This window comes from Dysosmobacter acutus (assembly GCF_018919205.1).
Lineage (GTDB): Bacteria > Bacillota > Clostridia > Oscillospirales > Oscillospiraceae > Oscillibacter > Oscillibacter acutus.
Map to the genome: position 1 here is coordinate 1,077,883 of NZ_JAHLQN010000001.1, position 14,828 is coordinate 1,092,710.

A 14,828-nucleotide genomic window follows, 5' to 3' on the forward strand; every position below is an offset into this window, starting at 1 on the left:
ACGGTATGGCAAATGATGTAAATCATCTGATCGACATGCTCTACGGGATGATCGACGAGGCCAAGGGCACCGCTTTTGGCCAGGGGAAGTGCACCATCAACCGGGACGAGGCGCTGGACCTTCTGGATGAAATCCGGGCGCAGATGCCGGTGGAGCTCAAACGGGCGCAGGAGCTTCTGCGGGCCCGGGAGGAGTACGTGGAGTCCGCCAAGCGGGATGTGGAACGCATGATGCGTCAGGCGGAGTTGGACGCCAAGACCAAAGTGTCCGAGAGCGAGGTCACCGCGGCGGCCCGGGACAAGGCCCGCGCCATTGTTCAGCGGGCGGAGGACAGAACCCGGGAGATGTACCGCGTCACCAACGAATATACCGAGGACGCGCTGCGCCGCACCGAGGAGGCCATCAACATGGCCCTGGAGGAAATCCGCCAGTCCCGCGCCAACTTCCGCGCCGCCTCCGCCGAGAAGATGCAGCAGCAGCGTCAGCAGCTTCAGGAGCGGGACAAGGAACAGCGGGAAGAGGAAAATAATTGACGAAATTTTGCGAATGTTTTTGTGCAAAATAACAGCGCAAAAAACAACTGGGAAATTTACCTATCCATAAATAAAATAACGGTCGTTATGTAAAGCGGGCAAAAAGAAGCCTCACCACAATATATTGTGGTGAGGCTTCTTTTTATCTACAAGAGGAAAATCAAACATGTGTTTTAGTGGTGAAAAAGTGAGGAAATACTGGATAAAACTGGAGAAAACAGGAGAATTTCATCAAAAATTTTTTCTTGCAATTAAATGCCGCTTCGCTTATACTCAAAACATGTGGTGGGGAAAAGTGGTGCCAAGTAGAGAAAAGTGGTGCTAAAGTCCCACAGAGGGGAGCGGGCGGCAGATATGACAGGCCAGTATCAGCATAATATCGACGCCAAGGGCCGCCTGTTCATTCCTGCCAAGCTGCGGGAGGAACTGGGGGAGACGTTTTATGTCACCATGGGAACTGACAGGTGTCTCTCCGTCTACTCTGATGCAAGCTGGGCAAAATTCACGGAGAAATTTGAAAGCCTGCCCTACACCAAGACCAAGGCCATGCGGCCGCTCTTTGCCAATGCCGCCAAATGCGAGCCCGACGCCCAGGGGCGGATTTTGATTCCCCAGAAGCTGCGCGTCTACGCGGACCTGCACAAGGATGTGGTGGTGATCGGCGTGTCCAACCGGGCGGAAATCTGGAACGCGGATGCATGGCGCGCGGTGGAGGAAGAGGAGCTGAATCCGGAAAACCTGGCCGCCGTTATGGAGGAACTGGGATTCTAAGCGGACCGAGGCGGACAAGATGCCGGAGCGGTCCGGGGCGCTGGGAGGCCGGAGATGGAATACACACATAAGCCCGTGCTGCTGCGCGAGTGCATAGAGGCGCTTCAAATCCGGCCGGACGGGATTTACCTGGACGGCACGCTGGGCCGGGCGGGCCACTCGCTGGAGATTGCCCGCCGCCTGACCACGGGCCGGCTGATCTGCATCGACCGGGACATGGCCGCCATCGACGCGGCCCGCCGGCGTCTGTCGGAGCACATGGACCGCGTCACATTGGTGCACAGCAATTTTTCTGAGCTGGCCTCCATCCTTGCGGAGCTGAATCTTACGGGGGTGGACGGCATGCTCTTTGACCTTGGAGTTTCCTCCCCCCAGTTAGACGACGCGTCCCGGGGCTTTTCCTATATGCACGACGCGCCGCTGGACATGCGTATGGATGAGTCCGCGCCGCTGAGCGCTTGGGAAGTGGTGAACCGGTGGAGCTGTGAGGAGCTGCGCCGGATTCTCTATGAATACGGAGAAGAGCGGTATGCCCCGGCCATTGCCCGGGCCATCTGCCGCCGGAGAGAGGACAGGCCCATCGACACCACGCTTGAGCTGGTGGAGGTCATCCGCCGGGCCATGCCGCCCCAGGCGCTGCGGGAAAAGCAGCATCCCGCGAAACGCAGTTTTCAGGCCATCCGCATTGCGGTGAACGACGAGTTGGGAGCGCTTTCACCCATGCTCAAAGCGGCGGCGGACGGATTGAACTCCGGCGGCCGCCTTGCGGTCATCTCCTTCCACTCCCTTGAGGACCGCATTGTCAAGAAGACGCTGCAGGAGTTGGCCAAAGGCTGTATCTGCCCGCCGGAATTTCCGGTGTGCATCTGCGGCCGGAAACCGAAATTGGAGCTAATAAGCCGCAAGCCGGTGGTCGCCGGCGAGGCGGAGCTGGAGGAAAACCCACGGGCCCGGAGCGCAAAGCTGCGGGTGGCCCAACGGTGCGAACCATAAACCGATGTTACGGAAGAAAGGATGAGCGGAGTGTCGACAGCAGTAGCCAGAGATTCGCGCTACAGAAACCTCACATACGGAGATCTGGCTTACGATCTGGATCGTGACAGCCGCGAGACCATGCTCCGCCATGCCGGAGAACCCCGCCGGGAGGAAGTGGCCAAAGTCCGTTCCGTACCCCATGTGCGTGTCCGGGAGCGGCAAAAGGTTTCCGCCGTTGCCGTGGTGGGCTTTGCTGCCGTTGCGGCGATGACTGTTCTGCTGCTGATGAGCTATGTGAAGCTGACGGTGATTTCCGACGCGGTGGTGGAGCTTCAGGGGCAGTTGGGGGAACTGGAGACAGAGAATGTGGCGCTGACCGCTCAGTATCAGCAGACCTTTGACCTTTCGGCGGTCAAGGAAGCCGCCATGGCGGCGGGCATGAGCAAGCCCAGCAGCAGCCAGATCTATTACATCGACCTCTCCGGTGAGGACAGCGTGGTGGTATATCAAAAAACGGAGGGAAGCCTCTTCAGCCGCCTGCTTGCCTCACTGAACCAGGGGATCTACGCCGTGGTGGAATATTTTGAATGAGGATTGCATCATATAAGAAGGCGGGGAGTAAGAAGGAGGACTTCTTACTCCTTGCTTGATATTCGTGACTTTGACAGAAAAACAGTGGGATAAAATGGAGGAACTGTTGTGGCGGATTCATCAAGAAGAAAAAGTGACGCGGCACGAAAAGCAAACCGGGTGATCCGGAGCAGGACCCTGCTTCTGATGGGCATCTTCGGAATTGCGACCTTTACCATGCTCTTTGTCCGGCTCTACACGCTGCAGATCGGGCGGCATGAGGAGCTTCAGCAGCTGGCGGTGAAGCAGCAGACCCGAAGCACGGTGGTCACCGCCTCCCGGGGCACCATATATGACAAAAACGGCAATGTGCTGGCCATTTCCGCCACCGCTGAGACGGTGTTCGTCTCTCCGGCGGAGATTGCGGAGAGCGAACAGGACACGGCCTATATCGCCAGGGGCCTCTCACGCATCCTTGATGTGGCGGAGGAGACCATCCTGAAAAAGATGGAGAAGACCTCCTCCCAATACGAGGTGGTGAAGCTGCGGGCGGATCAGGAGCTGGCCGATCAGGTGCGGCTGTTTGTCAACGGCCAGATCGACGACCAGGGCAACGAGGTGGCCAAGGACAATCAGAAGCGGCTCCACGGCGTTTATCTGGTGACAGACTCCAAGCGCTATTACCCCTACAGCACCCTGGCGGCCCAGGTCATCGGCTTTGTGGGCACGGACAATACGGGCCTCTACGGTCTGGAGAGCAAGTACAACGATGAGCTTACCGGCACCTCCGGCATGGTGGTCACGGCCAAAAACGCCGCGGGTACCGACGTGCTCTACCAGTATGAGCAGTATTATGACGCGGAAAACGGCAACAGTTTGGTGCTGACCCTGGACACCACCGTGCAGTATTTTCTGGAAAAGGGCATTGAGAGCATGGTGGCCAAGTTTGACGCCAAAAACGGCGCCACCGGCATTGTGATGGATGTGAACACGGGCGGCATCCTGGCCATGGCCTCCTTCCCCACCTATGACCTGAACAACCCAAGCAGCGTCTACGACGCGGACCTTCAGGCCACGCTGGAGGGGCTGGAAGGGGACGCTTATCTGGAGGCCCTGGGCGCGGCCCAGAAAAAGCAGTGGCGGAACAAGGCCATCAACGACACCTATGAGCCCGGCTCCACCTTTAAGATTCTGACGCTGTCCACCGCGCTGCAGGAGGGGATTGTCAATAAGAACACCACCTTCAACTGCACCGGCTCCATCCGCGTGCAGGGCTGGAACAAACCCATCAACTGCTCCAAAAAGGCGGGCCACGGCTCCCAGTCCCTGATGCAGGCCACGGGAAACTCCTGCAACCCCGCCTTCATCACCATGGGCCTGAAAATCGGAAACACCACCTTTTATAAGTACTTAAAATCCTTTGGTCTGATGGAGAAAACGGGCCTGGACAACATCGGCGAAACCACCGGCATCTTTGCCGATGAGAAGTCCTTCAACAGCAATGTGGTTTCCCTGGCCTCCTATGCCTTCGGCCAGACCTTCAACGTCACGCCCATCTCCCTTATCACCGCCCAGGCGGCCTGCGTCAACGGCGGATACCTCCGCACCCCCTACTTTGTGGAGCAGGTGCTGGACAGCGATGGAAACGTGCTCTACAACCACGACTCCACCCCCGTGCGCCAGGTCATCAGCGAGGAGACCTCCGCCACGGTGTGCGAGATGCTGGAGTACGTGGTGGCAGAGGGAACCGGAAAGAACGGCCAGGTGGCTGGCTACCGCATCGGCGGCAAAACCGGCACCGCCGATAAGACCGGCGACAAGAACAAGGACGTGGTGGTCTCCTTTGTGTGCTTTGCCCCCGCGGACGACCCCCAGGTCATGATGCTCATCACCATGGACAGTCCCAGCCGCACCACCGGCACCTATGTGTCCGGCGGCCAGATGGTGGCGCCCACCTCCAGCTCCATCATGTCTGAAATCCTGCCCTGGCTCGGCATCAACCCGGATTACTCCGCCGAGGAGATGGTGGGCTCCGACACCACGGTGCCCAATGTGGTGGGCTCCACCCTGGATCAGGCCAAGGAGAAGCTGGCCGGATTCCACATCAAGACCGTGGGCGACGGGCAGAGCGTCACAGACCAGACGCCTGTGGGCGGCGCCATCGTCCCGGGCAACGCCACCGTGATTCTGTACCTGGGGGCGGAGAAGCCCACCGATAAATCCACGGTGCCTGCCGTGGTGGGCAAGACCGCCGAGCAGGCCAACGCGGCCCTTGCCAACGCGGGCCTCATCATGAAGGTGACCGGCGCCACCTCCAGCAGCTCCGGCAATGTGTTCGCCATCTCCCAATCCGTTGCCGCGGGCACGGAGGTGGAGGCCGGAACCGTGGTCACTGTGCAGTTAGGCGATAACTCCGTTTTGGACTGACCCTCTCAAAAGGCACCTTTTGCATGGTTTTCGGCACCTTCTCCGATGTGCACGGAAAAATTGTGCGGATATACTAAGCAGGAGCAACCGGCCGAACCACTGTGATTACAAGAGAGGAGTTTAAGGATGAAGCTCAAAGAACTGCTGCGGGATATCCCCGTGCTTGATACCAACGCGGATGGTGAAGCGGAGATCACCGGCGTCAGCTACGACTCCCGGAAAACGCGCCCCGGCGATCTGTTTGTCGCCATGCCCGGCTATTCCATGGACGGCCACGCGTTCATCGCCAAAGCGGCGGAGGCTGGGGCGGCCTGCGTGCTGTGCCAGCGGCCGCCTGAGGAGGAAATCCCCTATGTGCGGGTGGCCAACTCCCGCCACGGCCTGGCGCTGGTGGGAGCCAACTGGTTTGGCCGCCCGGCGGAGAAGATGAGCGTGGTGGCCGTCACGGGCACCAATGGGAAAACCACCACCACCTATTTGCTCAAAGCCATTTTGGAGCAGGCCAGAGGGGCCAAAGTGGGTCTGATCGGCACCAACCAGAATATGATCGGCCAGGAGGCGGTCCCCACGGAGCGGACCACGCCGGAATCCTTTGAAGTGCAAAAGCTCTTCCGGGCCATGCTGGATAAAGGCTGCAGCTATGTGGTGATGGAGACCTCCTCCCATGCGCTGTACGAGGGGCGGGTCTATGGAATTCCCTTTTCCGTAGGAATTTTCACCAACCTGACCCAGGATCACCTGGATTTTCACAAGACCATGGAGAACTACTGTGACGCCAAGGCCATCTTGTTCCGCAGCTGTGCTGTGGGCGTCTACAATGCCGACGACCCCTGGTCGAAGCGGCTGATGAAGGACGCCGACTGCCGCGCCTTCTCCTATGCCCGGGACACGGATGCGGACCTGCGGGCGGAGCACATTGAGCTGGGCGCGGATCACATCTCCTTCGACGCGGTGACGGCGGAGGAGCGGGTAAAAATAAAAGTTGGCATTCCCGGCGGTTTTATGGTATATAATACGCTGGACGTTTTAGGGGCGGCACTCCAGCTGGGCATATCGCTGGAGGAGAGCGCCCGGGTTCTTGCCGCTGTGCCCCATGTAAAGGGCCGGGTGGAGGTGGTCCCCACGCCGGGCAAAGACTATACTGTCCTCATCGACTACGCCCACAGCCCGGATGGGCTGGAGAATGTGCTCTCCTCCGTCAGGGGCTTTGCCAAGGGCCGCACGGTGGCCGTTTTTGGCTGCGGCGGCGACCGGGACCGGGCCAAGCGGCCGAAGATGGGGCGCATCGCGGCCCAGCTGGCTGACTTCGTGGTGGTGACCTCCGACAATCCCCGGACGGAGGACCCCATGGCCATCATCCGGGAGATACTGCCGGGGATGGAGGGAACGCAGACGCCCTATGTGGTGGTGGAGAACCGGATTGAGGCCATCCACTACGCCATGGACCACGCCCGGAAGGACGACGTGATCGTGCTGTGCGGCAAGGGCCACGAGACCTATCAGGTGGTGGGCACCGAAAAGCGCCACCTGGATGAGCGGGAGGTCGTGGCGGACCACCTGAAGGAAAAACAATAACGAAAGAGGCCGCGTGAGGCGCGGCTTGTGTGAGGGAAGAAGAAATGGAAAGTATGATTGCCTGCGTGCTGAGTTTTGTGGTCACCGCGCTGGTGGGGAAGTGGCTGGTGCCTGAGCTGCGCAAGCTGAAGGCCGGCCAGAGCATCCGGACCGACGGACCCAAATGGCATATGGCCAAGGAGGGCACGCCGACCATGGGCGGGCTGATGTTCATCGCCGGGGTGGGCGTAACCATTCTGATCTGCTGCTGGAAGAGCATGCTTCAGGGAAATTTCTCCCACCTCTATGTGTTCCTCTTCGCCCTGGTATACGGCGCCATCGGCTATGTGGACGACTACAGAAAGGTGCGCATGCATCAGAACTTAGGGCTCACCGCGCTGCAGAAGTTTTTGATGCAGCTGGCCGCCGCCGTGGCATTTTTGTGCCTGATGCGCTTTGAGGGGCTGCTGACGCCCAACCTGTATCTCCCCTTTTTCAACACCTACCTTGTGATGAACTGGGTGGTTTACCTGATTTTCGCCGCCTTTGTCATCGTGGGCACGGTGAACGCGGTGAACCTGACCGACGGCATCGACGGCCTTGCGGCCAGCGTCACGGTGCCGGTGGCGCTGTTTTTCGCCATTGCCGCGGCCTGGTGGGGCTATCGGGAGCTTGGGGTGTTCGCCGGCGCGCTGTGCGGCGGTCTGATCGGCTTTCTGATCTACAACTTTCACCCGGCCAAGGTGTTTATGGGCGACACGGGCTCGCTCTTTTTGGGCGGCGCCGTGGCGGCCATGGCCTTTGCCTTTGACATGCCGCTGATCCTGATCCCCGTGGGGATCATCTACATCGCCGAGACGCTCTCGGACATCATCCAGGTGGGGTATTTCAAGCTGACCCACGGCAAGCGCTTTTTCCGCATGGCCCCGTTGCACCACCACCTGGAGCTGTGCGGCTGGAGTGAAAAAAAGCTGGTGTTCGTATTTTCCGGGATCACGGTGCTCTTTTGCGCCCTGGCCCTGTGGGGTGTGGCCGGCCGGTTCGCCATGTAAAACCGGCAATCATCCGTAAAGAAAGGAGGGGGGCTGTGGCACAGCAACGCAGAAGCCGGGAGGAACTGGCCGCCATTGCGCAGCGCAAGGAGCATGCAAAAGAGATGGAGCGGCTCAGCCGGGAGGCGGCGAAGGGTCCGGTGGATGTCCCCTTCCTGCTGCTGGTGCTGCTGCTGATGGGGATTGGCCTCGTCATGCTGCTCTCCGCCAGCTTTCCCTCCGCTTATTATGAAGAGGGGAACCCGACCAAGTACTTTATGCGCCAGAGCGTGTTCGCGGCCATGGGCGTCGCCGGGATGATCATTGTCTCCCGCATCAACTACCAGCGCTTCCGGGGCGTTGCAAAATTGGCGCTGTTTGGCGCTGTTTTGCTGCTGATTCTGGTCATCATTCCCGGCGTGGGCGTGACGCACAACAACGCCACCCGCTGGCTGAGGATTGGGCCCCTTGAGTTCCAGCCTTCGGAGCTTGCCAAGCTGGGCGTGGTCCTCTATTTCTCTGACAGCATCTCAAAGAAGAAGGATAAGATGCAGACCCTGCGCTACGGCATCGCCCCCTATGCGGTGATCCTGCTGGCAATTGCCGCGCTGATGATGCTGGAGCCCCACCTCTCGGGCACGGTGCTGATCTTAGGCACCGGCGCCGCGCTGATGCTGGTGGGCGGCATCGAGTGGAAATGGGTGGGCGGCGTGCTGGCCGCGGCCGCGGCGGGCGCGTATCTGCTCATCGGCGTGGTGGGTTACGGCGCCTCCCGCATCGCCATGTGGAAGGACCCCTGGATAGACTCCCTTGGAGACGGGTACCAGATGGTGCAGAGCTATCTTGCCATCGGCTCCGGCGGCCTTTTCGGCGTGGGCCTGGGCAAGAGCCGGCAGAAGTACCTGTACCTGCCGGAGGAGCACAACGACTTCATCTTCTCGGTGGTTTGCGAGGAGCTGGGACTCATCGGCGCCACCATCATCATGGTGCTTTTCGCGCTGCTGATTCTGCGGGGCTACTGGATCGCCCTCCAGGCCCGGGACCGGTTCGGCAGCCTTCTGGTGGTGGGCGTCACCACGCTTTTGGCCATGCAGACCTTTTTGAACATCGCCGTGGTCTCCGGTCTGGTGCCGGCCACCGGCATCTCCCTGCCGTTTTTCAGCTACGGCGGCACGGCGCTGCTGATCCAGCTGGTGGAGATGGGGATTGTGCTCTCCGTCTCCCGGCAGATGAAGCCCTCCAGGGCCGGATAGAGGAGAAGAGAGATGCGTATTCTATTTACCTGCGGCGGAACGGCGGGCCACGTGAACCCGGCCCTGGCCCTGGCGGGATACTTTCAGAGCAAGCACCCGGGGTGTGAAATCCTCTTTGTGGGGGCGGAGCGGGGGCTGGAAAAGGACCTGATCCCCAAGGCGGGCTATCCCTTCCGCACGGTTCACATCTCCAGCTTCCACCGGTCGGTGAAGCCGGCGGAGCTGAAGCACAACCTGATTTCCGTCTGCAACCTGATCCGCGCCCCCTACGAGGCCAACGCCATTTTAAAGGAGTTTCGGCCCGACTATGTGGTGGGCACCGGGGGCTACGCCAGCTTTCCTATGGTGAAGGCGGCGGCAAAGCACGGGATTCCCACGGCTGTGCACGAGTCCAACATGGTGCCCGGACTCACCACTAAGATGCTGGAGCCCTATGCCGACCGGGTGATGGTGGGCTTTGAGGCATGCCGCAGGCACTATCAGCACCCGGAGAAGGTGGTGGTCACCGGCACCCCGGTCCGTGGCGACTTCTTTGCCCTGAGCCATCTTAAGGCCCGGGAGAAGTTAGGCCTGCTTGGGGAGCGCAAGCTGATCGTTTCCTTCTGGGGCTCTTTGGGCGCGGGGGAGATGAATCGCCAGATGGTGGAGTTCCTGGCCATTGAATCGGCCCGCGAGCCCTTTTACCACATCCACGGCGCCGGCAAATCCGGCTATCCCGGAATGCTGGAGCTGCTGCGGCAAAGGGGAGTGGATTTGGAGCAGCATCCGGCCCTCCAGCTGAAGGAGTATATCTACGATATGTCCGTGGTGATGCGGGCGGCGGACCTGGTGATCTGCCGCTCCGGCGCCTCCACCATCAGCGAGCTGACGGCACTTGGCGTGCCCGCTATCATGGTGCCCTCCCCCAATGTGACCAACAATCATCAGGAGAAGAACGCCCGGGTTCTGGAGGAGCACGGCGGCGCCCGTGTGGTGCTGGAGAAGGATTCCAGCGCCCAGGTGCTGTTTCAGGAGGCTGCGGCCATCCTCCACGACGAGCAAAAGAGGCTGTCCATGGCCCGTTCCATGGGAGAACTTGGGATTTTGGACGCCACGGAGCGGATTTATCAGACGATCCTTGCAATTGACCAGTAACCCCTGGGACCGCCTGACGCATACTATGGCTTAGTTTGGTATGCGGAGGGTAACGGATATGGGAATACTATTGGTGGATGGCGGGCGGACGCTCCAGGGGCAGGTGGAGGTGCAGGGTGCCAAAAACAGCGTCCTGCCCATCCTGGCGGCCACAATTCTGGCCTGCGGCCAGTGCGTGATCAAGCACTGTCCCCGGCTGCGGGACGTGGACGCCTCCATTCAGATCCTCAGGCACCTGGGCTGCTCGGCCCAATGGGAAAGCGGCGCCTTGGTGGTGGACACGGCGCAGATGAACTGCTGCTCCATCCCCGATGAGCTGATGCGGGAGATGCGCTCTTCGGTGATTTTCTTGGGGGCTGTTTTGGCCCGCTGCGGACAGGCGGAGCTCTCCTACCCCGGAGGCTGCGAGTTAGGCCCCAGGCCCATCGATCTGCACCTGACGGCCCTGCGGGCTCTGGGGGCGGACATTGAGGACAGGGGCGGGACGCTGCGCTGCCAGGCGGAAAAGCTCTGCGGCACGGAGATCGTGCTGAGCCTGCCCAGCGTGGGAGCCACGGAAAACGCCATCCTGGCGGCCTGCGGCGCGGAGGGCACCACGGTGATCTGCAACGCCGCCCGGGAGCCGGAGATTATGGACCTGCAGGAATTTCTGGTGAAATGCGGCGCCCGCATCCACGGCGCGGGCAGCTCCACCGTGACGGTGGAGGGCGGCCGGCCGCTGCATGGCTGCGTACATCGATGCATCGCCGACCGGATCGCGGCGGCCACGCTGCTCTCGGCTGTGGCGGCCGCCGGCGGGGAAGCGGTACTTACCGGGGTGGACTACCGCCAGCTCTCCACGGTGACGGCGGCCCTTTCGGAGGCGGGCTGCCGAATCCGCAGCCAAAACAGCACCATCTCCATTGCCCGGCGGGACCGGCTGCACTGCATCCGGCCGGTGCGTACCGCGCCCTATCCCGGATTTCCCACAGACGCTCAGGCCGTGCTGATGGCCGCTCTGCTGCGAAGCGCGGGAGCCACGGTATTTGTGGAGAACATATTTGAAAACCGCTACCGCCACGTGGATGAGCTGGCCCGTATGGGGGCGGATATCCGTGTGGAGGGCCGGGTGGCGGTGGTGTGCGGGGTGGAGTCCCTCCACGGCGCCACGCTGCGCTCCACGGATCTCAGGGGCGGGGCGGCGCTGTGTGTGGCGGCCCTTGCGGCCCAGGGACAAAGCGAGATCGGCGAGCTGCACCACATAGACAGAGGATACGAAGATATCGCGCGGGATCTCAGGGCGCTGGGCGCCTCGGTCCGGCGGGTGGAAAGCGAGGAACCCCATGGCGAGGAGAACAAACCGGAGGCGCAGGCGAAGAGGAAGATACGGCTTTCTGTATAAACTGCTGTCCGTCTTGGTGATCTGCGCCGCCATTGTGGCGGCACTGACGCTGTTTTTCAAAGTGAATACCATCGTCATATCCGGGGAGTCCCACTACACCAAGCAGGCGATCCTGGATGCCGCCCAGGTCCAGCACGGCGACAATATGTATCTTCTCAACAAGCACACCGTGGCAAACCGCATCATGCAGCAGTGCCCCTATGTGGAGAACGCGCGCATCAACCGCAAGCTGCCGGACACACTGCTCATCGAAATCACGGAGACCACCGCCGCCGGCGTCATCGTCCAGGACGGGGCCGGGTGGCTCATCAGCCCAAGGGGAAAGATTCTGGAAAAGCTGGCGGCCGGTCAGGCCGGGGACTACGCCGTCATCGACGGCTGTACGCTGCTGGCTCCCGCCGTCAGCTCCTTCCTCTCCTTTGGCGAGGAGGATTCCTACAAGCAGGAGCAGCTCCTTGGCCTTTTGGAGGCGCTGCGGGAGGCGGAGGTGATAGACCAGGTGGAGGCGGTGCACCTGGGGGACGCGTCGGTGCTGACCATGGAATACGGCGGGCGCTTCACGGTGAAGATCGCCTGGGGCGCCAACTTTACCTATCAAATCCAAAATCTGGAATATGTCATCAGCTGCCTTGAGATCAATGAGACTGGAACGATTGATCTGACGCGGGAGGGCGTGGCGAATTTCATTCCGTAAGGCGAAAAATTCTCCCGGAGAAAAGCGTCTGACTATTGACCTTGGAGTCAAAGCGTAATACAATATGATAAATACATTATCTTGGGTACGAGTCTGCATAAATTGCACTTCAGATACGAATTGTAGTAGGAGGAAGCAGTATGGCTTTTGGTTTGGAGACCGGTCCCGACACTGTGGTGAACATCAAGGTCATCGGTGTCGGCGGCGGCGGCAACAACGTGGTGAACCGCATGGTCAAATCCGGCACCCGCGGTGTCGACTTTGTGGCAGTCAATACGGACAAGCAGGCGCTGAATGTGTCCAGCGCAACCTATAAGATTCAGATTGGTGAGAAGCTGACCCACGGCCAGGGCGCTGGCTCCGATCCCGAGGTGGGCCGCAAGAGCGCGGAGGAAAGCCGCAGCCAGATCGCCAAGGCGCTGGAGAACACGGACATGGTCTTCATCACCGCCGGCATGGGCGGCGGCACCGGCACCGGCGGCGCGCCCATTGTGGCGGAGATCGCCCATGAGATGGACATCCTCACCGTCGCCGTGGTGACCAAGCCCTTCGGCTTTGAGGGCCGCCGCCGCATGGTCCAGGCCGAGCAGGGCATTGAGGAGCTCAAGGGAAAGGTGGACTCTCTGGTCATCATCCCCAACGAGCGGCTCAAGCATGCCACAGACCAGAAGATCACATTCGCAAACGCGTTTGAAATTGCCGACGACGTGCTGCGCCAGGCGGTGCAGTCCATCTCCGACCTGATCCGCGACACGGGCTTCATCAACCTGGACTTCGCGGACGTCACCGCGATTATGAAAGACGCGGGCCTGGCCCACATGGGCGTGGGCCGTGCCGCCGGCAAGGGAAAGGCGGAGGAGGCGGCCAGGATGGCCGTGTCCAGCCCCTTGCTGGAGACCTCCATCGACGGCGCCAAGGGCGTGCTCATCAATGTGACCGGCTCCATGGACATCGGTCTGGAAGAGGTGGAGCAGGCTGCTTCTCTGGTGCAGCAGGCGGTTCATCCCGACGCGCTCACCATCTTTGGCGCAACCTTCGACGAGACGCTGGACGACGAGATCCGTGTCACCGTCATTGCCACCGGCTTTGAGGACACCACTCCCGGGATCACCGTGGGCAGGAAAAAGCAGGAAGAGAGTTCCTCCTCCGCCGCCGGCGCAGAGCAACAGCCCAAGGTTCCCACGCCTCTGGATCCCGAGGAGGCGGAGGATGACGACGATCCCTTTGCCGATATTTTTAAAATTTTCAATAAGCGCGACTGATTCCACTTTTTGAGCAAACCCCGCAGATTTTTCTGCGGGGTTTGCTTTTTTGCCCGAAAGTCGGCGGCAGGGAAGCGCGGCCATGGAACTATCGCCGCTTTTTAGAAATGCTATTATGCCGGATTCCGCAAACAGTAAAAGAGGCCGGTCGGAGGACCGGTGTGAAAGGAGTGATCCAATGGATGAACCACAAAAAAATCAAAGAAAGCGGCTGCGGGGCGGCGCGGCGGCTTTCCTCAGCCTGCTGCTGTTTGTATCCCCTCTGGTGGTAACCGCCCGGGCCGCCGACACAGTGAAAACGTTGGTCCCTGTGGGACACACCATCGGCGTAAAGCTGTTTTCAAGAGGTGTGTTGGTGGTGGAATTGTCTGACGGTCCCTGTCCCGCCCGAGCCTGCGGCCTGAAAACCGGAGACCTGATCAGCAAATGCAACGGCACCCAGATTCAATCCACAGAGCACATGCAGGCCCTGCTCCAGCAAAACCAGGATCAGGAGCTGAAGCTGCAGGTGCAGCGGGGCAGCCAGATCCTTCAGATGAAGACCACCCCGGTGCAAAGCGAGGAGGGCAACTGGCTGTTGGGCGCCTGGATCCGGGATTCCATGGCCGGGATCGGCACGATGACCTTCTATGACCCCGAAAGCGGAACCTTTGGCGCCCTGGGCCACGGTGTGACCGATACGGATACCGCGCAGCTGATGAGCCTCTCTTCAGGCTCTGTGATGGCCTCCACGGTAAAGGCGGTCAAGCGGGGCGAGATTGGAGAGGCCGGTGAGCTCAGGGGGAACTTTGATCTGAGTGAGGACCTGGGCCCCCTGTATGCAAATACTGACTGCGGCGTGTTCGGAACCATGGACGGCTGCACCTTTGCCACCCACGAGGCCATGCCCGTGGCGCAAAACAGCGAGGTCCACACCGGGCAGGCCACCATTCTGGCCAATGTCTCCGGAGACACGGTGGAGGAGTATGACGTGCAGATCACCAAGATATTCGATAACTCAGGCGACACCCGGAATATGCTTGTTGAAGTCACCGATCCGGCCCTTCTGGCGGTGACCGGCGGTATCGTCCAGGGCATGGTAGTGAGTTATAATAGGGACAACTCAGGAGAGAAACCCTTGCGCCGCAAGGCTTTGCGGGCTTGTAGAATAGGAGCGCCGGTGAGGTGCAGACGAGGTCAATATGGGACAACTCCTTTTTTACAAACAGGGTAAAGGGTGTTTCTGCTGTTATCCCTTTCTTCA

At 60.4% G+C, this 14,828-nt stretch carries 13 protein-coding genes; all 13 read left to right on the forward strand.

The genetic code is table 11. The annotated features are described in order from the left end of the window. Positions 1 to 5 precede the first annotated feature (5 nt). The 13 genes from KQI82_RS05240 to KQI82_RS05300 all read left to right on the forward strand — a co-directional run bounded on the left by KQI82_RS05240 (position 6) and on the right by KQI82_RS05300 (position 14,798). Positions 6 to 533: a hypothetical protein gene (locus KQI82_RS05240; RefSeq protein ID WP_216631829.1), complete on the forward strand. Its 528-nt coding sequence runs from the start codon at positions 6 to 8 to the stop codon at positions 531 to 533. Positions 534 to 887: 354 nt separating this feature from the next. Then, positions 888 to 1,304: a division/cell wall cluster transcriptional repressor MraZ gene (gene mraZ, locus KQI82_RS05245; protein WP_216631830.1), complete on the forward strand. Its 417-nt coding sequence runs from the start codon at positions 888 to 890 to the stop codon at positions 1,302 to 1,304. Between the two features lie 54 nt (positions 1,305 to 1,358). Next, positions 1,359 to 2,297, forward strand: coding sequence for a 16S rRNA (cytosine(1402)-N(4))-methyltransferase RsmH (gene rsmH / locus KQI82_RS05250; RefSeq protein ID WP_216631831.1), 939 nt, complete (start codon positions 1,359 to 1,361; stop codon positions 2,295 to 2,297). Positions 2,298 to 2,318: 21 nt separating this feature from the next. Then, positions 2,319 to 2,870 carry a hypothetical protein gene (locus KQI82_RS05255; protein ID WP_216631832.1) on the forward strand — a complete coding sequence of 184 codons (552 nt, stop codon included), beginning with the start codon at positions 2,319 to 2,321 and terminating at the stop codon, positions 2,868 to 2,870. A gap of 159 nt (positions 2,871 to 3,029) precedes the next feature. Beyond that, positions 3,030 to 5,276: a penicillin-binding transpeptidase domain-containing protein gene (locus KQI82_RS05260; RefSeq protein WP_338148948.1), complete on the forward strand. Its 2,247-nt coding sequence runs from the start codon at positions 3,030 to 3,032 to the stop codon at positions 5,274 to 5,276. 126 nt (positions 5,277 to 5,402) lie between these two features. Continuing rightward, positions 5,403 to 6,851 carry a UDP-N-acetylmuramoyl-L-alanyl-D-glutamate--2,6-diaminopimelate ligase gene (locus KQI82_RS05265; RefSeq protein WP_216631833.1) on the forward strand — a complete coding sequence of 483 codons (1,449 nt, stop codon included), beginning with the start codon at positions 5,403 to 5,405 and terminating at the stop codon, positions 6,849 to 6,851. 53 nt (positions 6,852 to 6,904) lie between these two features. Beyond that, the gene (gene mraY, locus KQI82_RS05270; RefSeq protein ID WP_216633633.1) at positions 6,905 to 7,882 is read left to right on the forward strand and encodes a phospho-N-acetylmuramoyl-pentapeptide-transferase; all 978 of its coding nucleotides are present in this window, start codon (positions 6,905 to 6,907) and stop codon (positions 7,880 to 7,882) included. A 35-nt stretch (positions 7,883 to 7,917) separates the two neighbouring features. After that, positions 7,918 to 9,114 (forward strand): putative lipid II flippase FtsW, encoded by a 1,197-nt coding sequence (gene ftsW / locus KQI82_RS05275; protein WP_338148949.1) that lies wholly within the window; start codon positions 7,918 to 7,920, stop codon positions 9,112 to 9,114. Between the two features lie 12 nt (positions 9,115 to 9,126). Next, positions 9,127 to 10,248 carry an undecaprenyldiphospho-muramoylpentapeptide beta-N-acetylglucosaminyltransferase gene (gene murG / locus KQI82_RS05280; RefSeq protein WP_216631834.1) on the forward strand — a complete coding sequence of 374 codons (1,122 nt, stop codon included), beginning with the start codon at positions 9,127 to 9,129 and terminating at the stop codon, positions 10,246 to 10,248. A 58-nt stretch (positions 10,249 to 10,306) separates the two neighbouring features. Then, entirely contained in the window at positions 10,307 to 11,629 is a 1,323-nt protein-coding gene (gene murA / locus KQI82_RS05285; protein ID WP_216631835.1) for a UDP-N-acetylglucosamine 1-carboxyvinyltransferase, read from the forward strand. A 16-nt stretch (positions 11,630 to 11,645) separates the two neighbouring features. Next, the gene (locus KQI82_RS05290; RefSeq protein WP_338148999.1) at positions 11,646 to 12,323 is read left to right on the forward strand and encodes a cell division protein FtsQ/DivIB; all 678 of its coding nucleotides are present in this window, start codon (positions 11,646 to 11,648) and stop codon (positions 12,321 to 12,323) included. A gap of 140 nt (positions 12,324 to 12,463) precedes the next feature. Beyond that, the gene (gene ftsZ / locus KQI82_RS05295) at positions 12,464 to 13,585 is read left to right on the forward strand and encodes a cell division protein FtsZ (RefSeq protein ID WP_216631837.1); all 1,122 of its coding nucleotides are present in this window, start codon (positions 12,464 to 12,466) and stop codon (positions 13,583 to 13,585) included. 178 nt (positions 13,586 to 13,763) lie between these two features. Continuing rightward, positions 13,764 to 14,798, forward strand: a complete 1,035-nt coding sequence (locus KQI82_RS05300; RefSeq protein ID WP_241426623.1) for a SpoIVB peptidase S55 domain-containing protein — start codon at positions 13,764 to 13,766, stop codon at positions 14,796 to 14,798. Positions 14,799 to 14,828: the final 30 nt, after the last annotated feature.